We start from the raw sequence: 14355 nt of genomic DNA, 5'->3' as shown, positions 1-14355 counted from the left end.
CCGTACCACCGTCCCATCCCCCGAGCACCCCCCGGCAAGGAGCACCACCATGAGCGCCACCACTCTCGACCCGAAGACCGCGTTGATCGTCGTCGACCTCCAGAAGGGCATCGTCGGCCTGCCGACCGCCCACCCCGCCGCCGAGATCGTCGCCCGCGCCGCGACCCTCGCCGATGCCTTCCGCGCCAAGGGCCTCCCGGTCGTCCTGGTCCGCGTCACCGGCGGAGCCCCCGGCCGCACGGAGGGCCCCGCACGGTCCGGGCAGCCGGCCGCCGACTGGGCCGAGATCGTGCCCGAACTCGGCCCGGCCGAGGGCGACATCGTCGTCACCAAGCAGCAGTGGGGCGCCTTCTACGGCACCGACCTCGACCTCCGGCTGCGCCGTGGCGGCGTCACCCAGGTCGTGGTGGCCGGCATCGCGACCAGCATCGGCGTCGAGTCCACCGCCCGCTCGGCGCACGAGCACGGCTACCACGTCACCGTCGCCACGGACGCGGTGACCGACATGAGCGCCGAGGCCCACGACAACAGCGTCGAGCGGATCTTCCCCCGACTCGGCGAGACGGACACCACCGACGCGATCGTCAAGCTCCTCGGCTGACGGCCCTGAGGCCTTGAGGCCACGGGGCCACGGGGCCACGGGGCCTTCAGGGCCTCAGGTCGCGTCCCGCCGCCGGATCTTGTTGCCCAGCCACACCAGCGGGTCGTACTTGCGGTCCACGGCCCGCTCCTTCAACGGGATCAGCGCGTTGTCGGTGATCTTGATGTGCTCGGGGCAGACCTCCGTGCAGCACTTCGTGATGTTGCAGAGCCCGAGCCCGTGCTCCTCCTGCGCCGTCGCCCTCCGGTCGAGTCCGGATTCGGCGGCGGCGTCCAGGGGGTGCATGTCCAGCTCTGCGACCCGCATCAGGAAGCGCGGCCCGGCGAAGGCCGTCTTGTTCTCCTCGTGGTCGCGCACCACATGGCAGGTGTCCTGGCACAGGAAGCACTCGATGCACTTGCGGAACTCCTGCGAGCGGTCCACATCGACCTGCTGCATCCGGTACTCGCCCGGCTTCACTCCCTCCGGGGGGACGAAGGCCGGGATCTCGCGCGCCTTGGTGTAGTTGAACGACACGTCCGTCACCAGGTCGCGCACCACCGGGAAGGCCCGCAGCGGGGTGACCGTGATCGTCTCCTCGCGGCCGAAGACCGACATCCGCGTCATGCACAGCAGCCGCGGCCGTCCGTTGATCTCCGCGCTGCACGAACCGCACTTGCCCGCCTTGCAGTTCCACCGCACCGCCAGATCGCCCGCCTGGGTGGCCTGGATGCGGTGGATGATGTCGAGGACGACCTCGCCGTCGTTGACCTCGACCCGGAAGTCCTCCAGAGCGCCGCCTTCGGTGTCCCCGCGCCACACTCTGAACCGTGCGTCGTAGCTGCTCACTCTTCGAGCTCCTCATCGGCGAGGTACTTGACCAGCTCCTCCTTCTCGAAGAGGGAGAGCAGATCCGGACGGATGGGTTCGGTCACCTTGCGTACGAGATCGATCCGGCCGCTCGCGGTGTCCTGTTCGTCCACCGGCCGGCACAGGAGGTTGACCGGGCGCCAGGACCGTTCCATCACCGGGCAGTCCTCGCGGGTGTGACCGCCGCGGCTCTCGGTGCGCTCCAGGGCCGCCCGCGCGATGCACTCGCTGACCAGCAGCATGTTGCGCAGGTCCAGGGAGAGGTGCCAGCCGGGGTTGAACTGCCGGTGGCCCTCGACGCCGGCCCGCTCGGCCCGCTCGCGCAGACCGGCCAGCTTCTCCAGGGCCCGTTCCATCTCGGGGGCCCGCCGGATGATGCCGACCAGGTCGTTCATCGTCTGCTGCAGTTCCTGGTGCAGGGTGTACGGATTCTCCGTCGGCGCGCCCTCGGCGAGGTCCTCGGCGCTGAACGGACGCAGCGCCTCCGCGGCCGCGGCGTCGATCTGCGCCTCGTCCACGACCGGCAGGGTGCCGGCGGACGCGGCGTACCCGGCCGCGTGCAGCCCCGCCCGCCGGCCGAAGACCAGCAGGTCGGAGAGGGAGTTCCCGCCGAGCCGGTTGGAGCCGTGCATGCCGCCCGCGACCTCGCCCGCCGCGAACAGGCCGGGCACGTCCAGGGCCGCCGCGGTGTCGGAGTCGACGGCTATGCCGCCCATCACGTAGTGGCAGGTCGGGCCGACCTCCATCGCCTCCGCTGTGATGTCGACGTCCGCCAGCTCCTTGAACTGGTGGTACATCGACGGCAGCCGGCGCCGGATCCGTTCCGCGGGCATCCGGGTCGACACGTCCAGGAACACCCCGCCGTGCGGCGAGCCGCGGCCCGCCTTCACCTCCGAGTTGATGGCGCGGGCGACCTCGTCGCGCGGCAGCAGCTCGGGCGGGCGGCGGTTGTGGTCCGGGTCCTCGTACCAGCGGTCGCCCTCCTCCTCCGACTGCGCGTACTTCTCCTTGAACACGTCGGGGACGTAGTCGAACATGAACCGCTTGCCCTCGGAGTTGCGCAGCACCCCGCCGTCGCCGCGTACCGACTCGGTGACGAGGATGCCCTTGACCGAGGGCGGCCAGACCATGCCGGTGGGGTGGAACTGCACGAACTCCATGTTCAGCAGGGGCGCGCCCGCGAGCAGCGCGAGTGCGTGGCCGTCGCCGGTGTACTCCCAGGAGTTCGACGTCACCTTGAACGACTTGCCGATCCCGCCGGTGGCGAGGACGACCGCGGGCGCCTCCAGCACGAAGAAGCGGCCGGTCTCGCGCTCGTAGCAGAAGGTCCCGGAGACGCGGTCCCCGTCCTTCAGGACGCGGGTCACGGTGCACTCCTGGAAGACCTTCAGGCGTGCCTCGTGGTCACCGAACTCGCGCTCGTCCTCCTGCTGGAGCGAGACGATCTTCTGCTGGAGCGTGCGGATCAGTTCGAGGCCGGTACGGTCCCCGACATGGGCCAGCCGCGGGTACTCGTGGCCGCCGAAGTTGCGCTGGGAGATCTTTCCCTCGGGGGTGCGGTCGAAGAGGGCACCCCAGGTCTCCAGCTCCCAGACCCGGTCGGGCGCCTCCTTGGCGTGCAGTTCCGCCATCCGCCACTGGTTGAGGAACTTCCCGCCGCGCATGGTGTCGCGGAAGTGCACCTGCCAGTTGTCCCCGGAGTTCACATTGCCCATGGAGGCGGCGATTCCGCCCTCCGCCATGACCGTGTGCGCCTTGCCGAAGAGTGATTTGCAGATGACGGCCGTACGGGCCCCGCGCTCCCGGGCCTCGATCGCGGCGCGCAGCCCGGCGCCTCCGGCACCGACCACGACGACGTCCCACTGCTGTCGTTCGAGCTCAGTCATTCAGAAAAACCTCGGATCGTCGAAGGCGCCGGAGGCGACCAGGTACACATAGAAGTCGCACGCCGCCACGCTGATCAGCGAGGCCCAGGCGAGCAGCATGTGACGGGCGTTGAGCCGTCCCACCCAGCCCCACAGCCGGTAGCGCACGGGGTGCTTGGAGAAGTGCCGCAGCCGGCCGCCGATGATGTGCCGACAGGAGTGGCAGGACAGGGTGTACGCCCAGATCAGGGCGATGTTGACCAGGAAGATCAGTGAGCCGAGACCCATGTGGCCCCAGGCGTAGTGCTCGTCGCGGAAGGTGAGCACGGTGTCGTACGTGAGGATCCCGGCGACCGGCACCGCCGCGTAGAAGAAGTACCGGTGGATGTTCTGCATGATCAGCGGGAAGCGGGTCTCGCCGCTGTACTTCCGGTGCGGCTCGGCGACCGCGCAGGCCGGGGGCGAGGCCCAGAAGCCCCGGTAGTAGGCCTTGCGGTAGTAGTAGCAGGTCAGCCGGAAGCCGAGCGGGAAGATCAGGATCAGCAGGGCGGGGGACAGGCCCCACCAGCTGCCGAGGATCTCCCAGTTCGGGCCGTTCCGCATGGGGGCGCAGTTGTCCGCCAGACAGGGCGAGTAGAACGGTGAGACGTAGGGCGCGGCGTAGTAGTCCGCGTTCGAGAACGCCCGCCATGTCGAGTAGACGATGAAGGCGAGCAGGCCGCCCGCCGTCACCGCGGGAGCCAGCCACCAGCGGTCGGTCCGCAGATGCCGGGCGGCGATGGCGGCCCGCGTGGGGTGGTGCACGCCCGTCGTCCGGGCGGCGGGACCGCCCGGCGGGCGGGGTCGCGTGCCCGGGGCGCTGCCCGGGTCCTTGCCTGAATCCGTTCCTGTTTCCGTACCGGTGGCCAAGGAACTCTCCTAGGAGGTGTCAGACGCGCCGGCTAGGGGGCGTGCCTGCCGGGGACGCCCAGACCCTCGTCGTCCGAGTCCGTCCACAGGGTGGTGTCGTACGGCGCCTCGGTGATCGTGATGACGCCGTCGACGGGTGCGGCGTGGCCGGCCGGGCCGATCGGGGCCGGGGCGGTGGCCGCCTCGCGCAGTTGCGCAAGGCTCCGCTCCAGCCGTCCGACGGTGCGGACCAGGTCGTCGAGACAGAGCTGAACAGCCGTCAATTCGTCTTGCAGTGACATGACTTGATCTCACTTCCGCAGTCGCGGGTGGCCATGCTCATGCGCATGCGAGTGTCGCGCGTCACATCCCCGTTGGGAAGAGAGCGGGCGGCCCCGTCTTGCCGAGTGGGGTGGGGCGGCCCCCTTCGGTGCCGGAATCCGGGCCGGTTCCGGCACTCCGCCGCACGGGTGAGGTTCGGGGTCGCTGCGCCGTGTCTGCGCGGTCTCTCGCGCGTGGGCGCTTTCAGTGGACGGGCGGAACCAGTGTGATCAACTGCAAATGCCACCAAATAAGCAGAATCCGGCTCATACGGGTAACGGTGGGCCGGGCCGTCCCCGGAGGTATCAGTCATGTCCCACGTCGGCGTCCCGCGCGGGACATCCCGAAAGCGCCGCTCGCTCGCACTGTTCACCACGGGGGTGCTCACCCTCCCCGTCCTGGCCGGCTGCAGCTCGGGAGGCGACGAGGCCACCAGCGTCGCCGTCACCCCGCAGGACATCGCGTCCGCGGCCCGCGCCCAGGTGGCGGAGGGCGGCACGGTCAACTGGGCCATCGACGCGATGCCCGCCACCCTCAACGCCTTCCAGGCCGACGCCGACAGCGCCACCACCCGGATCACCGGCGCCCTGCTGCCGACCCTCTTCCCACTGGACGCCAAGGGCCGGCCGCAGCTGAACCCGGACTACCTGGAATCCGCGAAGGTCGTCGAGACCGAGCCCAAGCAGGTCGTGCTCTACCGGCTGAACCAGCAGGCCGTCTGGAGCGACGGCCGGGAGATCGGCGCACCGGACTTCGTCGCCCAGTGGCGCGCGCTGAGCGGCAAGGACTCCGCCTTCTGGACGGCCCGCAACGCCGGGTACGAACGCATCGACAAGATCGAGCGAGGTGCCGACGACCTGGAGGTCAAGGTCACCTTCGGCAAGCCGTACGCGGACTGGCGCTCCCTCTTCTCCCCGCTGTACCCGAAGCAGGTGACGGGCTCCCCGGACGCCTTCAACGACGGTGCGCGGTCCACGCTCAAGGCGACCGCGGGACCGTTCCGGCTGCGCGAGGTGGACAAGGAGACGGGTTCCGTCACGCTGGCCCGCAACCCGCGCTGGTGGGGCAGCCCCGCCAAGCTCGACTCGCTCGTCTTCAAGGCGGTGAAGCCGCAGGACCGCACGGAGGCGCTGACCGAGGGGAAGGTCGATGTCGCCGACATCGACGCGGCGGCCGCCAACCGCATCGTCCAGGCCGCCCGGGCCACCGGCGGCAACGGCGCACCGCCCGCCCACGGCCCCGGCTCCGAGATCACCCCGGCCCAGGCGCTGCGGTCCTGGGCACTGGCCCACGGCTCCGACGAGGAGGTGGCCCAGGAGGCCCAGGAGGCCCGGGACGACAAGGCCGAGGCCGCGAAGGCGTACGCCGCCGAGCAGAGCGACCTGCGCCTCTACACGGTCCGCAAGTCCCTGGAGCCCGCCTACACCCAGCTCGCGCTGAACGGAGAGAGCGGGCCGCTCGCCGACGACCGGGTCCGCCGGGCAGTGGCCCGCGCCCTGGACCGCCAGGAGCTCGCCGACACCGTGCTCAAGCCGCTCGGTCTGCCCGCCGACCCCCTCGGCAGCCACCTGGCCCTCGCGGGGCAGCCCGCGTACAAGGACGGCAGCGACGCGCTCGGCAGCCAGGACACCAAGGAGGCGCAGGCGCTGCTGGCCGACGCCGGGTGGACGCGCGAGGGCGCCCTGAAGAAGACGGACGGGACCAAGGCGGGCAGCGAGGGCGAGAAGCAGAAGGACACCGGTAAGAAGGAGGAGGAGAAGCCCGGGAAGAAGGAGGACGAGGCCGACAGGACGAAGGAGGAGAAGGCGGAGGAAGAGAAGGCTGAGGGCGCGAAGGACGACGGCAAGACCGACGACGCCGCCCGCCGCGAGCCCTCCAGGGACGACGGCCTGTACATCGTCGGCGACGACAAGCCCGGCGAGGCCGAGGGCACCGCCACCCACGTCATCGCGCCCGCCCCCGCTGCCGCCGCGCAGAGCGCCGCCCTGCTGCGCCAGGCCGGGCACCTGGGCGAGACGGGCACCTCCGAGGACGCCCCCGCCCGGATCACCGCCCAGGACCGGCAGCCCGGCGGAGCGGCCGGCGCCTACGCCCCGGTCGGCACCGCTGCCCCCGTCCAGGCCCCCGACACCGCACGCGGCCCGCTCGGCAAGGACGGCAAGGCGCTGACGCTGCGGTTCGTCCTGCCGTCGGGTCCCGGCTCCGAGTCCCTGCGCAGCGTCGGCGACAAGATCGCGGCGATGCTGGACACCATCGGGATCCGTACCGAGATCACCAAGGTCTCCGACGACAGCTACTTCCGGGACCACGTGGCCTCCGGTGACTACGACCTGGCGCTGTACTCCTGGCCCGCCACCGCCTACCCGGCCACGGACAACCGCCCGATCTTCGCGAAGCCGGTGCCCGCCACCGACGGCTCGCTGCTCGTCGAGCAGAACTACTCCCGCGTCGGCACGGACCACATCGACCAGCTCTTCGACGAGGCGGTCTCGGAGCTCGACGAGAAGACGTCCCGGGATCTGATGAAGCAGGCGGACGCCCGGATCTGGGCCGCCGCAGGATCGATTCCCCTCTACCAGCGCCCGCAGTTGGTCGCCACGGACAGGAAGCTCGTGAACGTCGGCGCCTTCGGCTTCGGGGTGCCGCACTACCAGGACATCGGTTTCAAGAAGCCGCAGTCCGCCGGAGCCCCGGCCAACAAGACGAAGTAAACCGGCCAGAACGGCGAATCAGCAGGTCAGCGCCGGACCGAAAGCTCAGAACTGGCTCAATTCCCTTGCCCGCCGGACTGCCGGCGGGCAAGGCTGTGGATACCTGTTGACCCGGGTGACCTGACCGCTCCACCGCCGGCCGAAGGGCCCCAACCCGACGACCGCGCCGTGGAGGCCCGCTCCGAGCCCCCGCCGAGGAGCCGCAGCTGCGGAGCCCCACCTCCGGAGTTGTTCCGGCCCCGCGTCCGCGTCATCCGCCCGGGGGACCGTGTTCATGACCACCGGTGAATTCCGGCGGAAGACCTGATCACGGAGGCGGAAACACCAAGCGGACGCGGGCCCACCGCATCACCCGGACCGGAGGCGATACCCCGTCCCATGGCTGGTAACCCTTGCCCGGGAAGCCGGAGGCGCGCCTGGCCCGTACCATGGGACTAGCCGTGGCGCGTCCGCCCGGCGGGCGTACGAGGACTCAAGACCGACTAAGACGCCTGAATCCCCGATCCGAGAGAAGCGCAAGCCACCCATGCCCACGCGCCACGACATCCGTAACGTAGCCATCGTCGCCCACGTCGACCACGGCAAGACCACGCTGGTCGACGCCATGCTCAGGCAGGCCGGCGCCTTCGCCGCGCACGCCGCCGAGAACCTCGACGAACGCATGATGGACTCGAACGACCTGGAGCGTGAGAAGGGCATCACGATCCTGGCCAAGAACACGGCCGTGAAGTACCACCCCAAGGATGGCGGCGACGTCATCACGATCAACATCATCGACACCCCCGGCCACGCCGACTTCGGCGGTGAGGTCGAGCGAGGCCTGTCGATGGTCGACGCCGTCGTGCTGCTGGTCGACGCCTCCGAGGGCCCGCTGCCGCAGACCCGCTTCGTGCTGCGCAAGGCGCTGACGGCCAAGCTGCCCGTCATCCTCTGCATCAACAAGACGGACCGGCCGGACTCCCGGATCGCCGAGGTCATCGACGAGACGTACGACCTCTTCCTGGACCTGGACGCCGACGAGGACCAGATCGAGTTCCCGATCGTCTACGCCTGCGCCCGTGACGGTGTCGCCTCGCTGACCAAGCCGGAGGACGGCACCGTCCCGCCGGACAGCGACAGCCTGGAGCCGTTCTTCAGCACCATCCTCTCCGCTGTCCCGGCTCCGGAGTACGACGAGGAAGCCCCGCTCCAGGCGCACGTCACCAACCTGGACGCCGACAACTTCCTCGGCCGTATCGCGCTGTGCCGCGTCGAGCAGGGCGAGCTGCGCAAGGGCCAGACGGTCACCTGGATCAAGCGTGACGGCACGCAGTCCAACGTCCGCATCACCGAGCTGCTGATGACCGAGGCGCTCACCCGCAAGCCCGCCGAGAAGGCGGGCCCGGGCGACATCTGCGCGATCGCCGGTATCCCGGACATCATGATCGGCGAGACCCTGGCCGACACCGAGAACCCGATCGCGCTGCCGCTGATCACGGTCGACGAGCCCGCCATCTCGATGACCATCGGTGCGAACACCTCGCCGCTGGTCGGCAAGGGCGGCAAGGGCCACAAGGTCACCGCCCGCCAGATCAAGGACCGTCTGGACCGCGAGCTCGTCGGTAACGTCTCGCTCCGCGTCCTGGACACCGAGCGTCCCGACGCCTGGGAGGTCCAGGGCCGCGGTGAGCTCGCGCTGGCGATCCTCATCGAGACCATGCGCCGGGAGGGCTTCGAGCTCACCGTCGGCAAGCCGCAGGTGGTCACGAAGCAGGTCGACGGCAAGACCCACGAGCCGATCGAGCGCATGACGATCGACTCGCCGGAGGAGCACCTCGGCGCCATCACGCAGCTCATGGCGACCCGTAAGGGCCGCATGGAGACGATGACGAACCACGGTTCGGGCTGGGTCCGCATGGAGTGGATCGTCCCGTCCCGCGGCCTCATCGGCTTCCGTACGGAGTTCCTGACCCAGACCCGCGGTACGGGCATCGCGCACTCCCTGTTCGAGGGCCACGAGCCGTGGTTCGGCGACCTGCGCACCCGTCACAACGGCTCGCTGGTGGCGGACCGGGCCGGCGTCGTGACGCCGTTCGCGATGGTCAACCTCCAGGAGCGGGGTGTCATCTTCACGGAGGCCACCACCGAGGTCTACGAGGGCATGATCATCGGTGAGAACTCGCGCGCCGACGACATGGACGTGAACATCACCAAGGAGAAGAAGCTCACCAACATGCGTGCGGCTTCCGCGGACACGACGGAGAACGTCGTGCCCGCCCGCAAGCTCTCGCTCGAGCAGTCCCTGGAGTTCTGCCGCGACGACGAGTGCATCGAGGTCACCCCGGAGACCGTGCGTATCCGCAAGGTCGTCCTGGACCAGAAGGAGCGCGGCCGCTCCGCCTCGCGCGCCAAGCGCTGATCCCACGAGTAAGGCCCGGTTCCGCGACTGCCGCGGAGCCGGGCCTTTCCCGTGCGCCGGTCCCACCGGCCCCCGGCGCCGCTGAAGCGCCTCCGGGGCCCGTCTCCGGGTGCGCGACGTCCGCGACGGGGTCAAGGTCGGGAATGACCCGAAACGCGCTCCGGGGGAGGCCTCCGGGCCGCGTCGGCGGCGGTCGCGTGCGAGGGGAAACGCGCCCGCCGGGCGACCCCGTTGCCGCGTCCCGCGACGGCGCCGGACGTGCGCCGCCCGGCCGTGCTGCGCAACCTGTTTTCTTTCGTCAGACGTCCGGATATCGGGCGCTGTTCACCGGACCACGTGTTAACAGTCCGTTTCGGGTGTGTCTGTCTAGGATCCCTTTGTCCGAATTTCGGCCATTCAAGGCTTCCCTATGTTGTCAAACCGAGACCCTTTAAGTGTGGTTTACAGCCCGGTTGTGCTCAATAGTTGGCTCAGTTGAGCTCGGGTCAATGAGGCGCGCACTGGCAGGGTGCCGACTCACGAGCACGCTGGGTGTACCGATCAGGCACGTCAGGGATGACGGCGGACGTCGGTGTCTCTCCTGCGGTGAACAAGTGGACTCTTGAGGAGGAACCCATGCGTGGTGCCATAAGCACCAACTGGGTCGTGTGCGCGACGCTGATCCCTATGGGGGTCGACCGACCGTGACAAGTCCTGTGCAGATTGATGACGCCGAGGCGTCAGCCCTTCCGGCGTCCGGGAGTGAGTCGGAGTCCGGTGGACCGGTGGCCAAGCAGGCCGCAGGTCTTTCTCCCGGGCAGCTGATGTGGCGTCGCTTCAAGAGGGACCGCACCGGGGTCATATCCGCGTGCATCGTCCTGTTCTTCTTCGCGGTGGCGATCCTCGCGCCCGTGATCTCGATGCTCTACGGCAAGGATGCCTACACCCTTTACGGGCAGGACAACCTCGACCTCCTCGACGAGTTCAACATGCCGACGGGCGGGGCGGGCGGCATCTCGGCCGACCACTGGTTCGGCATCGAGCCGAACCTCGGCCGCGACGTGTTCATGCAGCTCGTCTACGGCATGCGTACCTCGATCTACACCGCCCTCGCCGCCACCGTCCTGATGGTCGTGATCGGCGTGTTCATGGGCCTGGTGGGCGGCTACTTCGGCGGCAAGATCGACTACTGGGTCGGCCGGCTGACGGACTTCCTGCTCGGCTTCCCCAGCCAGCTGTTCTTCATCGCCTCCATGCCGGTGGTCGTGGCGGCGTTCGTCCGCCCCGACGAGGAGACCCCCACCACTCTGCGGGCCATCGCGATCATCATCGTGCTGTCCTTCCTGGGCTGGATGGGCCTCTCCCGTCTGATCCGTGCGGAAACGCTGACCCTGCGCGAGCGGGAGTTCATCGAGGCCGCCAGGATCTCGGGCGCATCGCCCTCGCGGATCATCCGCAAGGAACTGATGCCGAACATCATCACGCCTGTCCTGGTACAGGCCACGCTGCTGCTGCCGTCCACGATTCTCTCCGTGGCGTTCCTCTCCTTCGTGGGTGTCGGCTTCGTCGAACCCACCCCGGACTGGGGACGGATGTTCGCCATCGGCGCGGACATCTACGAGCAGGACCCGGTCTACATGCTGTTCCCGGGTGTCGCCATGGTCGTCTTCGTGGTGGCGTTCAACCTCCTCGGCGACTCCGTCCGAGACGCGTTCGACCCCAAGTCCGGACGCTGAAGCTTCCGTCCCCCCGCGGATGGGGTAGCTGTCACCCGGACGCCGGCCAGGGCCGGACGCGCCAGGCAGCTCAGTTGGATCACTACTGACAGATAGGTACTCATCGTCATGAGCATCTTTGGTACGCGCCAGATGCGCGCCGCGGTCATCGCGGTGGCAGCCGGTTCGTTGGTGCTGACCGCATGCGGCGGCAGCGACAACGACAACAGCAGCAAGGGCAAGACGAAGACCCAGGAAGACGCTGCCAAGCAGTCGTCGGCCGTCATCATGGGTGACGCGAAGGCGTCCACCGGTCCTGCGGCCGATGTGCCCGGCGCCAAGCCCGGCGGCACCATGACGGTCTACCAGGAGGCGGACTTCTCGCACCTGGACCCGGCCCAGAGCTACGTCAGCGACGCCAAGCAGCTGGACCGGCTGCTCCAGCGTGGTCTGACGCAGTACCAGGAGGACGACAAGGGCCAGCTCACCGTGGTCGGTGACCTCGCCACCGACTCCGGCAAGGTGACCGACGGCGGTAAGACCTGGACTTACACGCTCAAGGACAACCTCAAGGACGAGAACGGCAACGTTATCGACTCGTCCGACATCCGTCACACGATCGAGCGCACCTACGCGCCGTTCATCACCGACGGCCCGATCTACATCCAGAACTGGCTGTCCGGCTCGGGCACCACGTACCGCAAGGCTCTGCCGGACGGTCCGTACAAGGGCAAGCACCTGCCGGACTCGGTCCTGGCGACCCCGGACGCGAAGACCGTCGTCTTCAAGTTCAAGGACGCGCAGCCCGACCTCGGCCAGGCGCTGGCGATGCCCGGCTACTCCGTGGTGCCGAAGGAGACGGACACCAAGGAGAAGTACGACACGGACCCGGTCGCGACCGGCCCGTACAAGATCGCCGAGTTCAAGCCCGGCAAGTCGATGAAGCTCGTCAAGAACACGAACTGGGACCCGGCGACCGACTCGGTCCGTCACCAGTACGTCGACGGCTTCAACATCGAGTACAACCACGACGACGACGACCAGACCAAGACCCTCCTGGCCGACCGTGGCGAGGCCAAGAACGCCGTGATGTTCACGGGTCAGGTCGCCACCAACCAGGTGAGCAAGGTCGTCGGCGACGCCGCGGCGATGAAGCGCACGATCCAGGGCTACGCGCCGTACGTGTGGCAGCTCAACTTCAACCTGGACCGCATGACGGACAAGAAGGTCCGTGACGCGATCACCTACGCGATGCCGAACGCGCAGCTCTACAAGCTCGACGGTGGCGCCTACGGCGGTGAGACCGCGACCGGTCTGATGGCCCCGACCGTTCCGGGCTACGAGAAGGGTTACGACCCCTTCGGCAAGCTGAAGAAGCCCAACGGTGACGTGGCCAAGGCCAAGGAGCTCATCAAGGAAGCCGGCGCCGAGGGCAAGAAGGTCATCTACGCCTACGGCAACACCCCGGTCCGCCAGCAGCAGGCGGTCCTGATCTCCAAGCGTCTCGAGGAGATCGGCCTCAAGGTCGTGAAGAAGGAGATCGACTCCGCCACCTGGTACGAGCAGGTCGGCAAGGTCAAGAACGGTCTCGACCTGTACATGACCGGTTGGGGCCAGGACTGGCCGGCGGCTTCCACCGTCATCCCGCCGTCCTACGACGGTACCCAGCTGCAGGACGGTTCCTCCGTCTACTCGCACGTCAACGACCCCAAGGTCAACGCCGAGATCGCCCGCATCATGAAGATCACGGACCCGGCCGAGGCCCAGAAGGCCTGGACCGCGCTGCACCACGACATCGTGGAGCGCATCAACCCGGCAGCCCCGATCTACTTCACCAAGGTGTTCCAGATCTTCGGCTCCAACGTCGGTGGCCTCCGGTACTCGAGTGACGCCAGCTACGTCGACGTCACGCGTCTGTACCTGAAGAAGTAGCGACCCGCACAGGCCGATCCCGGGGGTGCGCACACGGCGGAGCGCGCACCCCCGGGACGTCAGGCCCTCTCCTGATGTCCCCCTCATTGCCGCCGTCCTGAGAGCAGCGACCAGCCATGCTTCGATTCCTCACTCGCCGGACGCTCGGCGCAGTCCTGACACTTTTCCTGATCAGTGCCGTCACGTACTTCATGTTCTTCGCCATCCCGCAGGACCCCGCACTGCTCGCATGTGGAAAGAACTGCACGCCGGACGCGCTGAAGGTCATTCACACGAACCTCGGCCTGGACCAGCCCGTGGCCGTCCAGTTCTGGCACTACATGGTCGGCATCTTCGCCGGTCGCGATCTTCCCGTGGGTGAGTGCGCGGCCCCTTGCTTCGGTATCTCCTTCGACAGCGGACAGCCGGTGTGGGACACCATCATCGACCGTCTCCCGCTGACGCTCTCCCTCTCCGCCGGCGGACTCGTCGTCTTCCTCGTGGTGGGTCTGGGTCTGGGCATGCTCGCCGCCTGGAAGAAGGGCACGAAGGTCGACAAGACGGTCAGCTCGGCTTCGCTCGTGCTGAGCTCCCTGCAGATCTACTTCCTCGGCCCGGTGGTCCTCGGGATCTTCGTCTACAGCACGGGGTGGCTGGACAAGCCCAAGTACGTGCCGCTGACGGAGAGTTTCAGCGGCTGGTTCATGGGTCTGCTGATCCCGTGGCTCGTCATGTCGGTCATCTTCACGGCTCAGTACACGCGTATGTCGCGCTCGTCGATGATCGAGCAGTTGCAGGAAGAGCACGTCAAGGCAGCCCGCGCGAAGGGTATGACGAGTCGTTTCGTCTTCTTCCGCTACGCCTGGCGCGGTTCGCTCATCCCGATCGTCACCATCATCGGTATGGACATGGGTGCGCTCTTCGGTGGCGCCATGGTCACCGAACTCACCTTCGGTCTGGCCGGAGTCGGCCGCCTCGCCCGCGACTCCGTGGTCCTCAAGGACCTCCCGCTGACCATGGGCGTGTTGATCTTCAGCGCCGCCTTCATCCTGTTGTTCAACGTCATCGTGGACGCCGCGTACGCGTTCATCGATCCGCGCGTGCGTCTGTCCTAGGA

The 14355-nt window shown here is 68.3% G+C and carries 10 protein-coding genes; 6 read left to right on the top strand and 4 right to left on the bottom strand.

Translation table 11 applies throughout. The features are described from left to right. The first annotated feature begins 49 nt into the window (after window positions 1-49). The gene (locus tag JGS39_RS21155) at window positions 50-601 is read left to right on the top strand and encodes an isochorismatase family protein (protein ID WP_219570798.1); all 552 of its coding nucleotides are present in this window, start codon (window positions 50-52) and stop codon (window positions 599-601) included. Between the two features lie 54 nt (window positions 602-655). On the opposite strand, the gene JGS39_RS21150 is transcribed toward JGS39_RS21155, so the two are convergent. From JGS39_RS21150 to JGS39_RS21135, 4 genes are read right to left on the bottom strand one after another with little or no spacing between them, the layout of a single operon-like run. After that, window positions 656-1429, bottom strand: coding sequence for a succinate dehydrogenase/fumarate reductase iron-sulfur subunit (locus tag JGS39_RS21150; protein ID WP_219570796.1), 774 nt, complete (start codon window positions 1427-1429; stop codon window positions 656-658). Then, the gene (locus JGS39_RS21145; protein ID WP_219570794.1) at window positions 1426-3336 is read right to left on the bottom strand and encodes a fumarate reductase/succinate dehydrogenase flavoprotein subunit; all 1911 of its coding nucleotides are present in this window, start codon (window positions 3334-3336) and stop codon (window positions 1426-1428) included. The genes JGS39_RS21150 and JGS39_RS21145 overlap by 4 nt, the downstream gene beginning before the upstream one ends. Continuing rightward, complete coding sequence (sdhC, locus tag JGS39_RS21140; RefSeq protein ID WP_371602911.1) at window positions 3337-4224, bottom strand: succinate dehydrogenase subunit SdhC; 888 nt, start codon at window positions 4222-4224, stop codon at window positions 3337-3339. 32 nt (window positions 4225-4256) lie between these two features. Then, window positions 4257-4505 carry an Rv0250c family protein gene (locus tag JGS39_RS21135; protein ID WP_219570789.1) on the bottom strand — a complete coding sequence of 83 codons (249 nt, stop codon included), beginning with the start codon at window positions 4503-4505 and terminating at the stop codon, window positions 4257-4259. A 330-nt stretch (window positions 4506-4835) separates the two neighbouring features. Here JGS39_RS21135 and JGS39_RS21130 point away from each other — a divergent pair, with 330 nt between their 5' ends. The 5 genes from JGS39_RS21130 (at window position 4836) to JGS39_RS21110 (ending at window position 14353) form a co-directional block, all read left to right on the top strand. After that, window positions 4836-7235 (top strand): ABC transporter family substrate-binding protein, encoded by a 2400-nt coding sequence (locus JGS39_RS21130; RefSeq protein WP_219570788.1) that lies wholly within the window; start codon window positions 4836-4838, stop codon window positions 7233-7235. Between the two features lie 526 nt (window positions 7236-7761). After that, the gene (gene typA / locus JGS39_RS21125) at window positions 7762-9633 is read left to right on the top strand and encodes a translational GTPase TypA (RefSeq protein WP_219570786.1); all 1872 of its coding nucleotides are present in this window, start codon (window positions 7762-7764) and stop codon (window positions 9631-9633) included. Window positions 9634-10397: 764 nt separating this feature from the next. Next, window positions 10398-11348, top strand: coding sequence for an ABC transporter permease (locus tag JGS39_RS21120; protein ID WP_306083121.1), 951 nt, complete (start codon window positions 10398-10400; stop codon window positions 11346-11348). A 108-nt stretch (window positions 11349-11456) separates the two neighbouring features. Next, window positions 11457-13259: an ABC transporter substrate-binding protein gene (locus tag JGS39_RS21115; protein WP_219570785.1), complete on the top strand. Its 1803-nt coding sequence runs from the start codon at window positions 11457-11459 to the stop codon at window positions 13257-13259. A 116-nt stretch (window positions 13260-13375) separates the two neighbouring features. Beyond that, on the top strand, window positions 13376-14353 hold the full coding sequence (locus JGS39_RS21110; RefSeq protein ID WP_219570783.1) for an ABC transporter permease: 978 nt from the start codon (window positions 13376-13378) through the stop codon (window positions 14351-14353). Window positions 14354-14355 lie beyond the last annotated feature (2 nt).

Origin of the sequence: Streptomyces poriferorum, assembly GCF_019399235.1 — a bacterium.
Taxonomy (GTDB): Bacteria; Actinomycetota; Actinomycetes; order Streptomycetales; family Streptomycetaceae; genus Streptomyces; species Streptomyces poriferorum.
Note: the sequence above shows the minus strand (reverse complement) of the source record. Positions and strands in the feature narration are given on the sequence as shown.

Coding starts and splice junctions, on each gene's coding strand:
- JGS39_RS21155 (WP_219570798.1), top strand. CDS start 50: ATGAGCGCCACCACTCTCGACCCGAAGACCGCGTTGATCGTCGTCGAC.
- JGS39_RS21145 (WP_219570794.1), bottom strand. CDS start 3,336: ATGACTGAGCTCGAACGACAGCAGTGGGACGTCGTCGTGGTCGGTGCC.
- JGS39_RS21135 (WP_219570789.1), bottom strand. CDS start 4,505: ATGTCACTGCAAGACGAATTGACGGCTGTTCAGCTCTGTCTCGACGAC.
- JGS39_RS21130 (WP_219570788.1), top strand. CDS start 4,836: ATGTCCCACGTCGGCGTCCCGCGCGGGACATCCCGAAAGCGCCGCTCG.
- typA (WP_219570786.1), top strand. CDS start 7,762: ATGCCCACGCGCCACGACATCCGTAACGTAGCCATCGTCGCCCACGTC.
- JGS39_RS21115 (WP_219570785.1), top strand. CDS start 11,457: ATGAGCATCTTTGGTACGCGCCAGATGCGCGCCGCGGTCATCGCGGTG.
- JGS39_RS21110 (WP_219570783.1), top strand. CDS start 13,376: ATGCTTCGATTCCTCACTCGCCGGACGCTCGGCGCAGTCCTGACACTT.